The organism is Aliiruegeria lutimaris (assembly GCF_900099935.1).
Lineage (GTDB): Bacteria > Pseudomonadota > Alphaproteobacteria > Rhodobacterales > Rhodobacteraceae > Tropicimonas > Tropicimonas lutimaris.
Window position 1 is genome coordinate 28,074 of the sequence record NZ_FNEK01000010.1, and the last position, 16,645, is coordinate 44,718.

Sequence of the window (16,645 nt, forward strand, 5' to 3'; positions counted from 1 at the left end):
GATGAGCGCGCCCGTCTTCTCCACACTCGGCTGCCGCCTCAACGCTTACGAGACCGAAGCCATGAAAAAGCTCTCGGCCGAGGCCGGGATCGACAATGCCGTGGTGATCAACACCTGCGCCGTGACCGCCGAGGCGGTGCGCAAGGCGCGGCAGGAAATCCGGCGGCTGCGGCGGGAAAACCCGGACGCGACGCTGATCGTGACCGGTTGCGCCGCGCAGACCGAGCCGGAAACCTTTGCCGCCATGGCAGAGGTTGACCGTGTGATCGGCAATTCGGAAAAGATGCAGCTCGAGACGTGGGCCGCCATGTCCGGCCCAGATTTCATTGGGGCGACCGAGAAGGTTCAGGTGGATGACATCATGTCGGTGCAGGAGACCGCCGGTCACCTGATCGACGGCTTCGGCACCCGATCCCGCGCCTATGTCCAGATCCAGAACGGATGCGATCACCGCTGCACCTTCTGCATCATTCCCTTCGGGCGTGGCAATTCCCGCTCGGTACCTGCTGGCGTGGTCGTGGAACAGATCAAGCGGCTCGTGGATAAGGGGTTCAACGAGGTCGTGCTGACCGGTGTGGACCTGACGAGTTGGGGCGCCGACCTTCCCGGCGCGCCGCGGCTGGGCGACATGGTGATGCGGATCCTGAAAATGGTGCCGGACCTGCCGCGCCTGCGCATCTCGTCCATCGACTCGATCGAGGCAGACGAGATGCTCATGCAGGCCATCGCCACCGAGCCGCGCCTGATGCCGCATCTGCACCTGTCGCTGCAAGCGGGTGACGACATGATCCTCAAGCGGATGAAGCGCCGCCATGGCCGCAGCGACGCGATCCGCTTCTGCGAGGAGGCCCGCCGCCTGCGTCCGGAGATGACCTTTGGCGCCGATATCATTGTCGGCTTTCCGACCGAGAGCGAGGAGATGTTCACCCGCTCGCTCGACCTCGTGCGCGAATGCGACCTCACTTGGCTGCATGTCTTTCCCTACAGCCCGCGCAAGGGCACGCCGGCGGCGCGCATGCCGCAGGTCCATGGCGGCGCGATCCGGGAACGGGCGGCGCGCCTGCGGGCGCGGGGCGACGAACAGGTGGCCCGCCACCTGGAGGCGCAGATCGGCCGCAGGCATAACGTGCTGCTGGAAAACGCCCGGATGGGGCGCACCGAGCAATTCACCGAAGTGAGCTTCGAGACCGATCAGCTCGAGGGGCAGATCGTCTCCACCATGATTACCGGCCATAGCCAGAACCAACTGCGGGCCTGACGACTCGATTGGCGGTTCGCAGACCGAACGGCGGCGGCTAGACTCCCCGCAGCTTCGCAAGGAGACCGCCATGCAGCTCTACCATTCCCCCGCCTCCCCCTTCGTGCGCAAAGTCATGGTGACATTGCACGAAACCGGACAGCTCGACGAAGTGGAACTGATCTCCACCGTGGGCAACCCGCTCGACACGTCCAGGGTCTCGCGCACGGAGAACCCGCTGGGCAAGATCCCGACGCTGCTGCGCCCCTCCGGCCCGGCATTATTCGACAGCCGGGTGATCTGCCGTTTCCTCGACGACCGCGCGGGCGCAGGACTCTACCCCGAGAAGCGGATCTGGGAGGTGCTGACGCTCGAAGCGTTGGCGGACGGGATCATGGAGGCCGCGGTGCTCATGGTCTACGAATCCCGCTGCCGACCAGAGGAGAAGATCCACGATTTCTGGGTCGAGGGACAATGGGCCAAGATCGGACGTGGGCTGGACGCGCTGGAGACACGCTGGATGAGCCATCTTTCCGGACCGCTGGACATGGGACAGATCGCCTGCGGCTGCGCGCTCGGTTACCTGGACTTCCGCCATGGCGACCGCGACTGGCGGCAGGGGCGTGATTCGCTCACGCAGTGGGAAGTTCGATTCGCCGAACGCGAATCAATGCAACGCACCCAACCGGAATGATCCGGGCCGATTCGCGGTCAACCGGCCCGTCTTTTCACCTCATCTCGCTCAGAAACTGTAGCTGACACCGAAATTGATGCCCCAGGTGGACATGTTCGCTTCGAGTTCTCCGCCGCCATCGAGGTCGGTTGAAAGCATCGAGAAGGTGCTCTTGTACTCCCCGAAGACCGACCAGGTTTCGGTCAGGGAATAGCGCGCGCCAGCGGCCAGCATCGCGGACGGACCGGCGAGCTGGTATTCAAAGGTCTCATCTTCGCTGCCGGTTCGCCGCACTTCCACATGCGGGATCACCACACCGACGCCAGCCCCCAGATAGGGTGTCAGCCTGCCCTTGGCGCAGAGACCTGGCCAGCGATAAAAAACATTTGCAGTCAAGCTGTTGAGACCATCCGAGAACTCCAGTGTCTCGAATCCGAACTCTTTCAGCGTGTCGTCGGAGGCATAGGCCTTGGTATGCTCGAACTCGACGCCGAAGCCAAGATTCTTGCTGCGCCACCAGGTGGCGCGGAGGCCCCAATGCGGCGGCATCTCGAAGGAACGGCCCTCCCAGTCGGCGAGGAAATCGAATTCGCTGCCCTTCGCATCGCCGCGCACGTGGCTGTCGAAAACTTCCTGTACGCCGGTGTAGAAGCTCAGCTCGATTTCTGCGGCGGCGGGGTTGGCCAGGGCGGTCGTGGCGCACAGGGCAGCCAGAATGCGCTCCATGTCGAGTCTCCCGAAACGAATTTACTTTCTGCGGTTATCACGGCGACTGCGCGTTGCCAGTCCCACGCCAGGCACATTTCCGTTAGCGCGCGAAGTGTTGCCACAACGGCGCGACACATGCCGAAAACCACATATTTTCAAGTTGATTGCGACGACCCGCCGCAGGCTGACGTCAATGACGGGTGGACGGGTCAAATCTCGCCCTCTAATTAGCTTTGCAGACCAGCTGTGCCCTCGGCACCGCACGGTATTCGCATAGCCAGGAAAGGGAGATTCCTCGTGTCCCACGCAGAAGACCACGACGGCACCCGTCGCGACTTCCTCTACTACGCCACCGCTGGTGCCGGTGCCGTAGCCACTGGTGCCGCCGTCTGGCCTCTCATCAATCAGATGAACCCGTCGGCGGACGTCCAGGCCCTCAGCTCCATCCTCGTCGATATCAGCTCGATCGAGGTGGGCACCCAGATCACCGTCAAGTGGCGCGGCAAGCCGGTATTCGTGCGCCGCCGTTCCACGGAAGAGATCGAGGATGCCCGCTCCGTCGATCTCTCCGCGTTGAGCGACACGATGTCCCGCAACGTGAACAAGGAAGGCACCGACGCCTCCGACCAGAACCGCTCGCTGGACGAGGCCGGTGAATGGCTGGTGATGATGGGTGTTTGCACCCACCTGGGCTGCGTGCCGCTCAATGACGCGGGCGACTATGTCGGCCCGACCGGTATTGGCGGCTGGTTCTGCCCCTGCCACGGTTCGCATTACGATACGTCTGGCCGGATCCGCAAAGGCCCGGCTCCCGAGAACCTGCCGGTGCCGACCGCCGCGTTCTTCGACGAAACAACCATTCAGCTCGGCTAAGGGAGACACCAATGGCTGGAATTCCCCACGACCATTATGAGCCGAAGACCGGTGCCGAGAAATGGGTCAATAGCCGCCTCGGCATTATTGGCCTGATCTACGACACCATGATGATCCCCACGCCCAAGAACCTGAACTGGATGTGGATCTGGGGCATCATCCTGGCATTCTGCCTGGGTCTTCAGATTGTTACCGGCATCATCCTGGTGATGCATTACACCCCGCATGTCGACCTGGCCTTTGCCAGCATCGAGCACATCATGCGCAACGTGAACGGCGGGCACTTCCTGCGCTACCTGCACATGAACGGCGCCTCGCTCTTCTTTCTTGCGGTCTACCTGCACATTTTCCGCGGTCTTTACTACGGCTCCTACAAGGCGCCGCGCGAGATCACCTGGATCATCGGCATGCTGATCTACCTGCTGATGATGGGCACCGCCTTCATGGGCTACGTGCTCCCCTGGGGCCAGATGTCCTTCTGGGGCGCGACCGTGATCACCGGCCTGTTCGGTGCGATCCCGGTCATCGGCGAGCCGATCCAAACCTGGCTTCTGGGCGGACCGGCGGTGGACAATGCCACGCTGAACCGGTTCTTCTCGCTGCACTACCTGCTGCCCTTTATCATTGCGGGCCTGACGATCGTCCATATCTGGGCCTTCCATACCACGGGCAACAACAACCCCACCGGTGTTGACGTCCGCCGCGAGAACAAGGAAGTCGCCAAGAAGGACACGCTGCCCTTCTGGCCCTACTTCGTGATCAAGGACTTCTTCGCCCTGGCGCTGATCCTGGTCGTGTTCTTTGCCGTGACCGCCTGGATGCCGAACTATCTCGGCCACCCGGACAACTATATCGAAGCCAACCCGCTGGTGACGCCGGCGCATATCGTGCCCGAATGGTACTTCCTGCCCTTCTACGCGATTCTGCGTGCCTTCACCGCCGATGTCTGGATCGTGATGTTTGCCGACTGGATCACCTTCGGCATCGTGGACGCGAAGTTCTTCGGCGTGATCGCCATGTTCGGCGCGATCATCGTTCTGGCGCTCGTGCCGTGGCTCGACACCAGCCGTGTCCGCTCCGGTCGTTTCCGTCCGATGTTCCGCTGGTGGTTCGCCATCTTCGTGGTCAACTTCGTGGTTCTCACCTGGGTTGGTGCCATGCCTGCCGAAGGGATCTATCCCTATATCGCGCTGGCCGGTGCCACTTACTGGTTCGCCTACTTCCTCGTGATCCTGCCGCTGCTTGGCATCATCGAGAAGCCGGAAGAGCTGCCCGAGACCATCGAGGCCGATTTCAACGCGCATTACGGCAAGTCCAAGGACGATGCCGCGGCCACCCCGGCCGAGTGACAGGAAGGATCGTTCTGACATGATCAAGAAAATCGCACTCACCGCGGCCGTGGCCCTCGCCTTCGCCAGCAGTTCCGCCATGGCGGCGGGCGGCGGAGACGAAACCGTGCTGCCGCATGACAGCCACGGTATCCACGACGTCGCGTTCTCGTTCGAAGGTCCCTTTGGTGCCTACGACCAGATGCAGTTGCAGCGCGGCCTGCAGGTCTATACCGAGGTCTGCGCTGCCTGCCACGGCCTGAGATATGTCCCCCTCCGCACGCTTGCGGATGAGGGCGGCCCGCAACTGCCCGAGGATCAGGTTCGCGCCTACGCGGCCCAGTTCGACATCTACGATGCCGAGAAGGACGAGGACCGTCCGCGGATCCCGACGGACCACTTTCCCGCGAACACCGCGGCCGGCGCACCGGACCTGAGCCTGATGGCCAAGGCCCGCGCGGGCTTCCACGGCCCCTACGGCACCGGGTTGAGCCAGCTCTTCAACGGCATGGGCGGCCCGGAATACATCACGGCCATCCTGACCGGTTATACCGGCAAGGAGAAGGAAGAGGCCGGCAGCATCTTCTACCAGAACACCGCCTTCCCTGGCGGCTGGATTGCGATGGCGCCGCCGCTCGCCGGCGAGGACGTGGAATATGCCGATGGCCATTCCAACTCGCTGCACCACGAGGCAGAGGACGTTTCTGCCTTCCTGATGTGGGCCGCCGAGCCCAAGATGATGGACCGCAAGAAAACCGGCCTCATCGCGGTGATCTTCCTGACGCTGCTGACGGTGCTGCTCTATGCCACCAACAAGCGCATCTGGAAGCCGGTCAAGAAGGCCGCCAAGGAGGCCTGATCCGGCCTGCGGGTTTCACAGCATTTCGAAGGGGCGTTCCGAAAGGAGCGCCCCTTTGGTTATGAGATTGCAGAAATGGCTCAATGCCAAAACATGTGCGCTCAGACCATCTCGGTTTCTGTCCAATTCTCAGACAGTTTGCTACGCTTGATCCCTTAGTGAATGTCAATGCAGCCAGCGTGCCATGTTCCGATCATTTTCATTTATTCTTGCCGCCTGCCTCGGTGCTCTTCCCACGGCCTCCGACGCTCGCGAACTCGCATATCGCGGGTTCGGCCTCGAGCTGTCCTACGTGGACAGCGCCTCATCCCAGGGCGGCCTTGCAGGGTTCGGTTCCGCCGAGATTCTTGTCTCGCACCGTTTAGGACTGCAAGGCGATCTCGCGCTCGAATACCTCGAGACCGAAGACGAGGCCCAAGCTGCTGCTTTATTGGGCCTGCATCCGTATTTGCGCCTTGGGCACGGCCTCTCCTTCGGCGCCTATCTCCTGGGGCGCGGGACATCGGAGCCGGCAACGGCGACGGGCCTGGAGCTGGCCTGGAAGACCCAGAACGGTTTCACCGCCGAAATGTATTTCGGCCAGACATGGGGTGACGAACTGGAGCAGGATGGCTACGTAACCAGCAAGGGCGCCACGCTGGGCTACAGCTTCGCCAATGATGTCTGCGCGACATTGTTCTTCAACAAGGACACGACAAGCGAATCCGGGCGGCGGGATCGTGACTATTACGACTACGGCGTCGGAGCAGAGATACCGGTCGGTGCCACGGGCGATACCCGGCTGACAGCCTCATTCGGCCAGGTCCGTTTCGACGCGGAGGGCGGCCCGGTGACAAAGGTCACCCTTGGGCTGACGCGACAACTCGGTGGCAACCAGAAACGCCCGACCTTTACCAGGCGTCGCTCGGTGCTGACCGAACTTGTCGGTTTCTGAAGCGGTTGCGATTTCTGCCTGGTCGGAACACGCATGGAGCGGAGCGGCCCGCCCACTGTGTTCGGCCCCTGACCTTTCGGCAGGCAGGCCGCAAATGGAACCTGACGATCCGCCCGAATTCAGGATGGTTCGAAGGACTCTCTGCGGGGCGCCGTTTGCCAAAACCGCACAGGTGACATTCCGAACGAAACCTGCACATCTGGCACCATGAATCCGTCTCGCGCCATCCTTCTCAAGCTCGGCTCCGTCGCCATCTTCGTCTCCATGCAGAGCCTGATCAAGGCGACCTCTGGAAGCATCCCCCCCGGCGAGGCGGTTTTCTTCCGGTCATTCTTTGCACTTCCCGTGATCCTGCTCTGGCTGCATCACGATGGCGGGCTCGCCGATGGCTTCAAGACAACGAACCCGACCGGCCATCTATGGCGCGGGCTTCTGGGGGCGAGCGGCATGGGGCTCAGCTTCGCCGCGCTTGGTTACCTGCCACTGCCGGAAGCCACCGCAATCTTCTATGCCGGCCCGATTCTCGTTGTCATCTTCGCCGCGATGTTCCTGAACGAGCAGGTCGGCGTCTTCCGTCTCTCCGCGGTCGCAGCAGGCATGGTCGGCGTGCTGATCATCCTGGCGCCACGGCTGAGCCCCGTGTCGGACGAGGAGCTGGCCCATGCCGAGGCGCTCGGGGCCGTTCTGGCCTTGATGTCCGCCGTTTTCGCCGCCCTGGCGCAGACACTGGTGCGCAAGCTGGTGGCGACAGAAAAGGCGGGGACTATCGTGCTCTATTTCAGCCTGAGCGCGACGGTCCTGTCACTGTCTACGCTCGCCTTTGGCTGGGTCGTGCCTACACCCCGCGAGGCCGCGTTCCTTGTGCTGGCCGGTCTGGCGGGGGGTATCGGGCAGGGAATGCTGACCTCGGCCTACCGTTTCGGTGACGCCTCGCTGATCGCCCCGTTCGACTATGCCTCGATGCTGCTTGCCGTGGCGATCGGGTACATGATCTTCAACGAGGTGCCGAATCTTCCAACCATCATCGGCGCCGTGATCGTGGTCTCTGCGGGCATCGCGATCATTTTGCGGGAACGTCACCTCGGCATCAAACGCGAACGCCAAAGGCGCGTCCTGACGCCCGGCGGGCAGTAGGACAGGCCGCCCGTGCCCGGTCAGGCAGAGATGTAAAGCGGGTCCTTCGGCAGGGTGCCCAGCCGGAAATCGCTGAACTCGACCTTCAACCCCTCGCTGAGCGGCGAACAGGCCATGGGCCCGATCCGCGCCCCCTTGGCAACGAAATTCGCCACCCGAAGGATCTGCCAGTTCCCGAGGCCAAGCGCATGCACGATCACGGCGGAGTCCGTCACGCTCATGCGGATGGTCCAGTCGCAGACCGCGCCATTCGCCGGCGCCATGGACCAGTCAGACCGGCCATCCGTGACCACAACGGCAAGGGTCTCCCGCCCATCCGCATTCTCGATTCCCGCCTTGATCCAGCGGGTTTCGCTCTCCCAGAGCAACAGACCCGCCTGCTCGTATTTCGACGTGAACTCGCCGGTGAAAGTCACCTCGGCCGCGTAATGCTCGGGGGTGTCGAACAGCAGCGCATGCCCATTCGTGTGCTCGAAACCATAATGCGTCTTCTGCCAGAAATCGGTTTTCGCGGCGGTCTCAATGGCAAGGGTATTGCCCGAAACACTCCAGGATTTCGGCGGGTTCATCCAGCTTCCGCGATCAAAGGAAACGTTTTGCATCATGGTCTTCTTCCTCCTCGCCCTTCCCTGCGCTTCAAAAGATGCAAGAACAAGACGCATTTTCTGCAAGGCTCATGTCGCGAAGACAGAGGGATAGGCCCGAGCGCGCCCTTGAGCCTTTCCCTTCCGCCCTCTAAACGGGACTCAAAAGGGAGCCGCCCCATGAGCCTGAACACTTTCGGACATCTGTTCCGCGTTACCACCTGGGGTGAAAGCCACGGGCCCGCGCTCGGCGCCACGATCGACGGCTGCCCGCCGGGTGTGCCCATCAAGGCCGAGGCGCTGCAGGTCTGGCTCGACAAGCGCAAGCCGGGCCAGAACCGGTTCACCACGCAGCGGCGCGAACCCGATCAGGTCGAGATCCTGTCCGGTGTGTTCGAAGGCAAATCCACCGGCACACCGATCCAGTTGATGATCCGCAACACGGATCAGCGCTCCAAGGACTACGGCGAGATCGTCGAGAAATTCCGGCCCGGCCATGCCGACATCACCTACTGGCAGAAATACGGCATCCGCGACTATCGCGGCGGCGGGCGCTCCTCGGCGCGCGAAACCGCAGCGCGTGTGGCTGCGGGCGGCGTTGCCCGCGCGGCGCTGAAGGCGCTGGCGCCGGACCTGAAGATCACCGGCTATATGGTGCAGATGGGCACGCAGATGATCGACCGCGCCCGGTTCGACCTGGCCGAGATCGAGAACAATCCGTTCTGGATCCCCGATGCCGCGGCCGTCGACGACTGGTCGGCCTATCTCGACGGGCTGCGCAAGGCAGGCTCCTCGGTCGGCGGGATGGTCGAGCTTTGCGCCTCCGGCGTACCGGCCGGGCTGGGCGCGCCCATCTATGGCAAGCTCGACACCGATCTTGCCGCCGCGATGATGTCGATCAATGCCGTGAAGGGCGTGGAGATCGGCGAGGGCATGAATGCCGCGATGCTCACCGGCGAGGCCAATGCCGACGAGATTTCCATGGGCAATGACGGCCCGCGCTACAGCTCGAACCATTCGGGGGGCATTCTCGGCGGCATCTCGACCGGGCAGGACGTGATCGTTCGCTTCGCGGTGAAGCCGACCTCCTCGATCCTGACCCCACGCAAGACGATCACAAAGTCGGGCGAAAATACCGAGATCGTCACCAAGGGCCGGCACGACCCCTGTGTCGGCATCCGCGCGGTGCCGGTGGGCGAGGCGATGATGGCCTGCGTGCTTCTGGATCACCTGCTGCTGAACCGCGGCCAGATCGGCGAAGAGCTGCCCGGCCGGATCGGCTGAACCAATGCTCACCGTTCTGGACATTATCCTGCCGATCTTCGTGCTGATCGGGGCGGGCTTCGTGCTCGGTCGTCAGGGCGTTTTCTCGGCCAATGACATCCGCGTGCTCGGCCGCTTCGTCATCAAGCTGGCCCTGCCGGCGCTGATGTTCAACGCCATCGCCTCTCAGCCGATCGGCGCGGCGATCCAGCTACCTTATGTGTTGATTTACGGGCTCGGAACGGTTGCGCTCATGGTGGCGCTCTATACCGCCTTTCGCCGCGCGGGCCGCTACGACCATATCACCGCGACACTGGCAACCATGGGCTCGACCGTGTCCAATAACGGCTATGTCGGCTATCCGATCCTGCTACTGGCAATGCCAGGCATCGCCAACCAGGCCTTTGCCCAGAACCTGCTGGTCGAAAACATCATCTTTCTTCCGATACTGTTCACGATGCTCGAACTTGGGCACGAAGACGGAGGAAACCGCGCCCAGATCGCGCTGCGGACCCTGCGGCGGCTTGGCAGCGAACCGCTGATCCTCTCTATCGTCTTCGGCTGTGTCTTCTCGCTTCTCGCCCTGGAGCTTCCCTCCGCGATCGACCGGCCGCTTCACATGCTGGCTGCGGGTGCCAGCGCGACGGCGCTGATGGTGATCGGCGGGACGCTGGCGCATCTGAAACCCAAGGGCACGCGGGCGCTCGCAGGCTATATCGTCGCCTGCAAACTCATCCTGCACCCGCTGGTGATCACTTCCCTCATCGCGCTGAGCACGGCTTTCGGGCTGGCGGAGATGACACCGGAGATGCGCGCAGCTCTGATCCTGAGCTGCGCGATGCCGCCCCTCGGCGTCTTCTCGGTGATCGCGCAAGTGCATGGCAAACAGGGTTTCGCCTCGGCCACCCAGCTCGGTGCCACGATAGGCGCGCTGTTCACGCTGTCCGCGCTGCTCTACGTACTGACCTGAGATCAGGCCGTAGCCGCCGTCAGCGCGGTATCCATCAGCGCCTTGATCGATCCCTTGGAAGTGTCGGCCACGATACGGCCCAGCTCCGCGTCGCCCTTCAGGACCACCAGCGTCGAGCGACGCGGGATCTTGAGCGATTTCGCGAGATCGGACTTCCCATGCTCGTCCCAATCCACGTTGATAAAGGTGATCGCCTGCTCATAGGCCGGATTCTCGGCCTTCAGCGCATCCAGCACCCGCTCCTGCGCCTTGCAAGTTGTGCACCAGCTCGCCTTGAAATCGAGGAAGACCGTTTCGCCCGCCTTCAACTTCTCGGTGACGAGCCCCGGCTTGTACTCCATCGGCGCAGCCATGGCGCGGCCCGCGAGCGGCACGATAGCCAACGCACCGACCGCGGAAAGGAAAGAACGACGATCCATGATGAAACTCCCTTGATCAGATCGAAACGGAAAGGTCCTGAAGCCAGATCGGCAGCACATCCAGCGCCCAGGCTTCAAGCATGTGATGAACATTGAGCAGCAGCCCGACGCCGACGGCGACGAAAACCGCGCCAAGGATCGGACGTCCCTTCGTCGCAACCGCCCGCATCCAGGCCTGCCGCTTCTGAATGACCGAACGCGCGCCATAGCCGAGCGCGAGGATGACTGTGGAGACGCCACCCGCAAAAGACAGCATGATAAGGCCCGCCCGCCCAAGGCTCTCCCCCTGGCTTGCCAGCGAGATCGCAGCGCCCAAGGTTGGACCGACACACGGGCTCCACACCGCGCCGAGCAACATTCCGCCCAGGAACTGCCCCGGAATGCCCGAGCGATCGATGCTGTCGAATTGCGCATCTGCGCTACCGGCAAACCCTGCCGTGGCGGTGGCAAAACTCGCCGACAAGCGCGGTACCAGCAGCACCAGGCCGAAGCCGACCATCATCACCGCCGCAACCTTCACGACCAAATCCTCGGTCAAACCGATTACGTGGCCGAAACTGGCCACCCCTATGCCGAGCAGAACGAAAGACAGCGACATGCCGGCGGCCAGTGCAACCGGTCCCCATCGGCTGGCTTGCAACGCCGTGGCCAGCACGATCGGCAAGATCGGCAACACGCAGGGGTTGATCAGCGTCAGCAGGCCCGCGCCATATCCAAGCAAAATCTCCATGCCCGAGAGATGCCGCATCGCGCGCAAACTGTCATCACACGAGCCTCTGTCGCGGCGTCACTTCCGCGTGGGATCTGTTACAGGCTGCTTCGAAAGCTGCACCGCCAGGATGCCCAGCATGATCACCTCCACGCCCAGAACATCGCCCGCCCCAAGGCTTTCCCCAAGCAGAACCGACGCAATCGCCACCCCGAAAAACGGGTTCAGAAAGTGAAAGGTCGCCGCCTTCACCGCCCCGATCCGCCGCACCAGCAGGAACCATGTGAGCGTCGCCACCAGCCCCGGCACGATGATCGTATAGGCAAAGGCCGCCACGAATTGCACCGTCCAGTCGATTTCCCATGTCTCCAGCGCCAGCGACGCCGGCAACAGGACGACACAACCAACCAGCATTTGCATACCCACGATCATCAGCACGTTGCCGCCCGAGGACGCCCCGCGCACCGCCAGCGTGGCAAAGGTCAGTGCCGTCACCCCGATCACGCAATACACCACCCCCCACGGGTCGACCCCGCCGCCCTGCAAGCGGCTTCCCATGACGATTGCGACACCAACGAAACCGATCACCAGCCCGGCAACCCCCAGCGGCCGCACCCGCTCGCCGAAGATCACCAGCCCCGCCAGCGCCACCAGCAGCGGCATTGTGGAGGCAATGATCGCGGCCAGCGAGGCCTCGATCGTCTGCATGGCCACGAAAAACAACCCAAGATACAATGCATTCTGGCAGATTCCGAAAATCAGCATCGACCGCGCCTGGCTCGTGCTCAGCCGCCAGGATTGTCCCAACGCCCGCGCGATCGTCACGGCAATCAGCCCGGCGATCAGGAAACGCAGCGCCGAGATCCCCAAGGGCGGCGCATGGGCCACGATGATCCGCGCCGAACTGAAGGCCGAGGACCACATCAGGGCGAAAGCCAGCCCCATCGCCAATGCTCGAAAATCCATCGCCAGCCCCTGAACCGAGCCTGGATGACGGCCACCCGTACCGCGCATCCTCTTTCCGAAAATATCCTCGGGGGGAGCGCTCGTCAGAGCGCGGGAGGAGCAGACAGCCCCCAAACACTGCCCCAGAAATGAAAGAGGTCGCCATGATGGCGACCCCCTCAACTCAGGCGTGGATCGTTCACGCCTCAGGCGTTGACCGAATCCTTCAGCGCCTTTGCAATCGTCATCTTCACGACCTTGTCGGCTTCCTTGTCGATCATGTCGCCGGTGGCCGGGTTGCGAACCTGGCGCGCGGGGCGCTCACGGCAATAGATCTTGCCGATCCCCGGAAGGGTCACGGCGCCGCCGCCGGATACTTCGCTGGTGATGATGCCGATCACGGCATCCAGAGCGGAAGTGGCGGTTTTCTTGTCTGCGTCCATTGCCTCGGCAATAGCGGCAACAAGCTGCGTCTTGGTCATCGGTTTGGTGGCCATGTATGGTCTCCTCGTTGTTGCCCATTCTATTGGGGCTTGTTCGGCTGATTCTACGTCATGTTGGCTCAGCCCACAACTTTTTGTGGGTGAATGCGCAGGAAAACAAGGGCATTTCTGCAGTTTTCGAGGGTCAGAGGAAAGCTGTTTCCTCAAAACTGCGCAACTTCCGCGAATGGAGCCGCTCAAGAGGCATTCCGCGAAGCAGTTCCATCGCTCGTATCCCGATCAGCAGGTGGCGTGCAACCTGTGTCGTGTAGAATTCGCTGGCCATGCCGGGAAGCTTCAATTCGCCATGCAGCGGCTTGTCCGAAACGCAGAGTAACGTGCCATAGGGCACGCGGAATCGGAACCCGTTGGCGGCGATCGTCGCACTCTCCATGTCGAGCGCGATGGCGCGCGACTGGCTCAACCGCTGCACCGGGCCGGACTGGTCGCGCAACTCCCAGTTGCGATTGTCCACCGTCGCTACCGTGCCCGTCCGCATGATCCGCTTGAGCTCGAAACCTTCCAACTGCGTCACCTGTTCGACCGCATCCTCCAGCGCCACCTGGATCTCGGCCAGCGCCGGGATCGGCACCCAGACCGGAAGATCGTCATCGAGCACCCTGTCCTCGCGCAGATAGGCATGGGCGAGGACGAAATCGCCGAGCGCCTGCGAATTCCTCAGGCCCGCGCAATGACCCACCATCAGCCAGGCATGAGGGCGCAGAACCGCAATATGGTCCGTCGCCGTCTTCGCATTGGACGGCCCCACACCGATATTGACCAGCGTGATCCCGGCCCCGTTCGGCCGTTTCAGGTGATAGGTGGGCATCTGCGGCAGTTTCGCCGGTTCCTTGATCGCGGTTTCGCCATCTGTGATCTCGACATTGCCGGGCGCAACGAAGGACGTGTATCCGCTCTCGGGATCGTTCAGCGCCGCGCGCGCATAAGCCTCGAACTCCTCGACATAGAACTGGTAGTTGGTGAAGAGCACGTGGTTCTGGAAATGATGCGGGCCGGTCGCCGTGTAATGGCTCAACCGGGCCAGCGAGTAATCCACCCGCTGCGCGGTGAACTGCGCCAGGGGCCGCGCGCCGTCGGCATAGGTGAAACCATAGCCGTTGACGATCTCGTCATTGGTCGTGGCAAGGTCCGGCACGTCGAACACGTCACGCAGCTGGAAACGCAGCGCGCCTTCTTGCGGCACGCTGAGCGAGGCATCGTTCAGCACCGCGAAATGGACCGGGATCGGCGTCTCGGACTGGCCGATCATCACCGGCTGACCATGCATTTTCAGCACCAGCCCGATCTGCTGAATCAGGTATTTCCGGAACAGGTCCGGGCGCGTCACCGTGGTCGCATAGACGCCCGGCTCGGTGACATGACCAAAGGCGAGCCGCGAATCCGTTTCCGCAAAGCTCGTCGAGACAAGGCGAATTTCCGGGTAAAAGGCCCGGTAACGATGCGGGGGCTTTTCGCCCGCGAGGCTCTCGGAAAACCTGGCCGACAGGAACTGGGTCGCCTTGTCATAGAGCAGGATCAGCCGGTCGACGGCCTTCTCGGCATCGTTGAACAGCGCCCGGTCGGGCACATCCGGTGTCACCACCGGCGCCATGTCATTCATTGTAAAACCTTCTCGATCAGGTCCGTCACCTCGAACCGCGTCACATCCACCAGCCCCTTGTCGGAAATCCGAAGCTCGGGGATCACTACCAGCGCCAGCAACGAGTGCTGCATATATGCATTGTTGAGCCGACAGCCAGCCGCCTCCATCGCCGCGCCCAGCGCCTCGGCCTTGGCGGCGACCGTTTCAGCGTGATCGTCCGACATCAGCCCGGCAATCGGCAGTTCCACCAGCGCCTGCTCGACACCATCGGCAAACAGCACCACCCCGCCGCCGACCTCTCCCAGGCGGTTCGCGGCCAGCGCCATGTCTTCGCGGGACGTGCCCACAACAATCATGTGGTGGCTGTCATGAGCAACGGTGGAGGCCATCGCCATGCGCCCGCGATAGCCGAAGCCCTGCACAAAGGCGTTGCTCACCGCGCCCGATGCCCGGTGCCGTTCGACAAGCGCGATCTGGCAGACCTCGCCCTCCGCTTCGATGCGCCCGTCGATCACCGGCAGGTCCGCCGAAAGCGCTTTCGTTGGCGCCTGGTTCTCGACCACACCAATCACCTTGACCCGGACGCTGTTGGCACCGGCAGGCGCGGCGATCTCGAAATCCTCCGCGGCAAGCGTCTTGCCCAGATGCACCGTCTTGCGGGCGTGGTCCGGCCAGTCGAGATGAGGGCAATCGACAGTGATCCTGCCACCTTCAGCCACCACCTGCCCACGGGCAATGACCGTTTCGATAGGCAAGGCGCGCAGGTCGGAGGACAGGATGATGTCGGCCCGCCGGCCCGGCGCGATGGAGCCGATCTCGCGCTCCAGCCCGAAATGGTTCGCCGTGTTGATCGTTGCCATCTGCAACGCCACCAGCGGATCGCAACCGCATTCGATGGCGTGGCGCACCGCGCGGTTCATATGGCCTTCATTGACCAGAGTGCCCGAGTGGCAATCATCGGTGCAGATGATGAAGTTGCGCGGGTCGAGCCCCTTTTCGGTCACCGCCGTGATCTGGCTCTCGATATCGTACCAGGCACTGCCAAGCCGCAGCATGGCGCGCATCCCCTGGCGCACGCGGGCAATCGCGTCGGTTTCCTGCGTGCCCTCGTGGTCGTCGGCCGGTCCACCGGCGGCATAGGCGTGAAAGGCGGGGCCAAGGTCGGGCGAGGCGTAGTGCCCCCCCACCGTCTTGCCCGCGTTCTGCGTGGCCGCGATCTCGGCCAGCATCTTGACATCGCCATTCACCACGGCAGGGAAATTCATCATTTCGCCCAGGCCAACGATACCGGGCCAGTTCATCGCCTCGGCAACGTCGTCGGGGGTGATCTCGAAGCCAGTCGTCTCCAACCCAGGCGCCGAGGGCGCACAGGAAGGCATCTGGGTGAAGATGTTGAGCGGTTGCAGCAACGCCTCGTCATGCATCAGCCGCACGCCTTCGAGCCCGAGCACATTGGCGATCTCGTGCGGATCGGTGAACATGCTGGTCGTGCCATGCGGAATGACGGCACGGGCGAACTCCGCCGGCGTCAGCATGCCAGATTCAATATGCATATGCGCATCGCACAGGCCGGGCAGCATGTGGCGCCCGGCGGCGTCGATCACCTGCGTTTCCGGCCCGATACAATGGGAGCCGTCCGGACCGACATAAGCGATGCGGCCCTCTGCGATGGCAATATCGTTGTTCGGCAGAAGCTCGCGGCTCTGCACGTTCACCCAAATCCCGTTCCGGATCACCAGATCGGCGGCCTGACGACCTGCCGCGACAGCCACAAGACGGGGGGCAACTTCGGCCCAGCTTTTCATAGACGAAGGTTTCATGCGCCATGCTTTCCCGATTTCCCGGCTGATGCAAGCGCCGGAGAGGGGTTCTGTGTATCACCAGACCAGAACGAAATGACATACACGCGACAGCAGTGCCCGGA

General features: G+C 62.8%; 17 protein-coding genes. 9 read left to right on the forward strand and 8 right to left on the reverse strand.

Annotated elements, in window-relative coordinates; genetic code table 11:
* Window position 1: 1 nt before the first annotated feature.
* A complete protein-coding gene (mtaB, locus tag BLR85_RS06675) occupies window positions 2-1,258 on the forward strand; it encodes a tRNA (N(6)-L-threonylcarbamoyladenosine(37)-C(2))-methylthiotransferase MtaB (RefSeq protein ID WP_093152111.1) in 1,257 nt (418 codons plus the stop codon).
* Between the two features lie 70 nt (window positions 1,259-1,328).
* The gene (locus BLR85_RS06680) at window positions 1,329-1,931 is read left to right on the forward strand and encodes a glutathione S-transferase (protein WP_093152115.1); all 603 of its coding nucleotides are present in this window, start codon (window positions 1,329-1,331) and stop codon (window positions 1,929-1,931) included.
* A 48-nt stretch (window positions 1,932-1,979) separates the two neighbouring features.
* Here BLR85_RS06680 and BLR85_RS06685 read toward each other — a convergent pair whose 3' ends face one another.
* Window positions 1,980-2,636 (reverse strand): outer membrane protein, encoded by a 657-nt coding sequence (locus BLR85_RS06685; protein WP_093152118.1) that lies wholly within the window; start codon window positions 2,634-2,636, stop codon window positions 1,980-1,982.
* A gap of 279 nt (window positions 2,637-2,915) precedes the next feature.
* On the opposite strand from BLR85_RS06685, the gene petA reads away from it, so the two are divergent.
* The 5 genes from petA to BLR85_RS06710 all read left to right on the forward strand — a co-directional run bounded on the left by petA (window position 2,916) and on the right by BLR85_RS06710 (window position 7,746).
* Window positions 2,916-3,491: a ubiquinol-cytochrome c reductase iron-sulfur subunit gene (gene petA, locus BLR85_RS06690; protein WP_093152121.1), complete on the forward strand. Its 576-nt coding sequence runs from the start codon at window positions 2,916-2,918 to the stop codon at window positions 3,489-3,491.
* Window positions 3,492-3,502: 11 nt separating this feature from the next.
* Window positions 3,503-4,840 (forward strand): cytochrome b, encoded by a 1,338-nt coding sequence (locus BLR85_RS06695; protein ID WP_093152125.1) that lies wholly within the window; start codon window positions 3,503-3,505, stop codon window positions 4,838-4,840.
* 19 nt (window positions 4,841-4,859) lie between these two features.
* Complete coding sequence (locus tag BLR85_RS06700; RefSeq protein WP_093152129.1) at window positions 4,860-5,678, forward strand: cytochrome c1; 819 nt, start codon at window positions 4,860-4,862, stop codon at window positions 5,676-5,678.
* A 184-nt stretch (window positions 5,679-5,862) separates the two neighbouring features.
* Window positions 5,863-6,612, forward strand: a complete 750-nt coding sequence (locus tag BLR85_RS06705; RefSeq protein ID WP_093152132.1) for a hypothetical protein — start codon at window positions 5,863-5,865, stop codon at window positions 6,610-6,612.
* Between the two features lie 207 nt (window positions 6,613-6,819).
* On the forward strand, window positions 6,820-7,746 hold the full coding sequence (locus BLR85_RS06710; RefSeq protein ID WP_093152137.1) for a DMT family transporter: 927 nt from the start codon (window positions 6,820-6,822) through the stop codon (window positions 7,744-7,746).
* A gap of 20 nt (window positions 7,747-7,766) precedes the next feature.
* Here the strand turns inward: BLR85_RS06710 and BLR85_RS06715 are convergent, their stop codons facing one another.
* Window positions 7,767-8,351, reverse strand: coding sequence for a DUF1349 domain-containing protein (locus BLR85_RS06715; RefSeq protein WP_170844469.1), 585 nt, complete (start codon window positions 8,349-8,351; stop codon window positions 7,767-7,769).
* A 159-nt stretch (window positions 8,352-8,510) separates the two neighbouring features.
* On the opposite strand from BLR85_RS06715, the gene aroC reads away from it, so the two are divergent.
* Together aroC and BLR85_RS06725 are read left to right on the forward strand one after the other, a co-directional pair.
* Window positions 8,511-9,614 (forward strand): chorismate synthase, encoded by a 1,104-nt coding sequence (gene aroC / locus BLR85_RS06720; RefSeq protein ID WP_093152145.1) that lies wholly within the window; start codon window positions 8,511-8,513, stop codon window positions 9,612-9,614.
* A gap of 4 nt (window positions 9,615-9,618) precedes the next feature.
* Window positions 9,619-10,563: an AEC family transporter gene (locus BLR85_RS06725; protein WP_093152150.1), complete on the forward strand. Its 945-nt coding sequence runs from the start codon at window positions 9,619-9,621 to the stop codon at window positions 10,561-10,563.
* Between the two features lie 2 nt (window positions 10,564-10,565).
* Here the strand turns inward: BLR85_RS06725 and BLR85_RS06730 are convergent, their stop codons facing one another.
* From BLR85_RS06730 to ade, 6 genes are all read right to left on the reverse strand, one after another.
* The gene (locus BLR85_RS06730; RefSeq protein ID WP_093152155.1) at window positions 10,566-10,982 is read right to left on the reverse strand and encodes a thioredoxin family protein; all 417 of its coding nucleotides are present in this window, start codon (window positions 10,980-10,982) and stop codon (window positions 10,566-10,568) included.
* 16 nt (window positions 10,983-10,998) lie between these two features.
* Window positions 10,999-11,712 (reverse strand): cytochrome c biogenesis CcdA family protein, encoded by a 714-nt coding sequence (locus BLR85_RS06735; RefSeq protein ID WP_093152371.1) that lies wholly within the window; start codon window positions 11,710-11,712, stop codon window positions 10,999-11,001.
* A gap of 57 nt (window positions 11,713-11,769) precedes the next feature.
* Window positions 11,770-12,657, reverse strand: a complete 888-nt coding sequence (locus BLR85_RS06740) for a DMT family transporter (protein WP_093152376.1) — start codon at window positions 12,655-12,657, stop codon at window positions 11,770-11,772.
* A 185-nt stretch (window positions 12,658-12,842) separates the two neighbouring features.
* Complete coding sequence (locus BLR85_RS06745; RefSeq protein ID WP_093152159.1) at window positions 12,843-13,133, reverse strand: HU family DNA-binding protein; 291 nt, start codon at window positions 13,131-13,133, stop codon at window positions 12,843-12,845.
* A gap of 130 nt (window positions 13,134-13,263) precedes the next feature.
* Complete coding sequence (locus tag BLR85_RS06750) at window positions 13,264-14,730, reverse strand: AMP nucleosidase (protein ID WP_425284467.1); 1,467 nt, start codon at window positions 14,728-14,730, stop codon at window positions 13,264-13,266.
* A 5-nt stretch (window positions 14,731-14,735) separates the two neighbouring features.
* Window positions 14,736-16,541 (reverse strand): adenine deaminase, encoded by a 1,806-nt coding sequence (gene ade, locus BLR85_RS06755; RefSeq protein ID WP_093152169.1) that lies wholly within the window; start codon window positions 16,539-16,541, stop codon window positions 14,736-14,738.
* Between the last annotated feature and the right edge of the window lie 104 nt (window positions 16,542-16,645).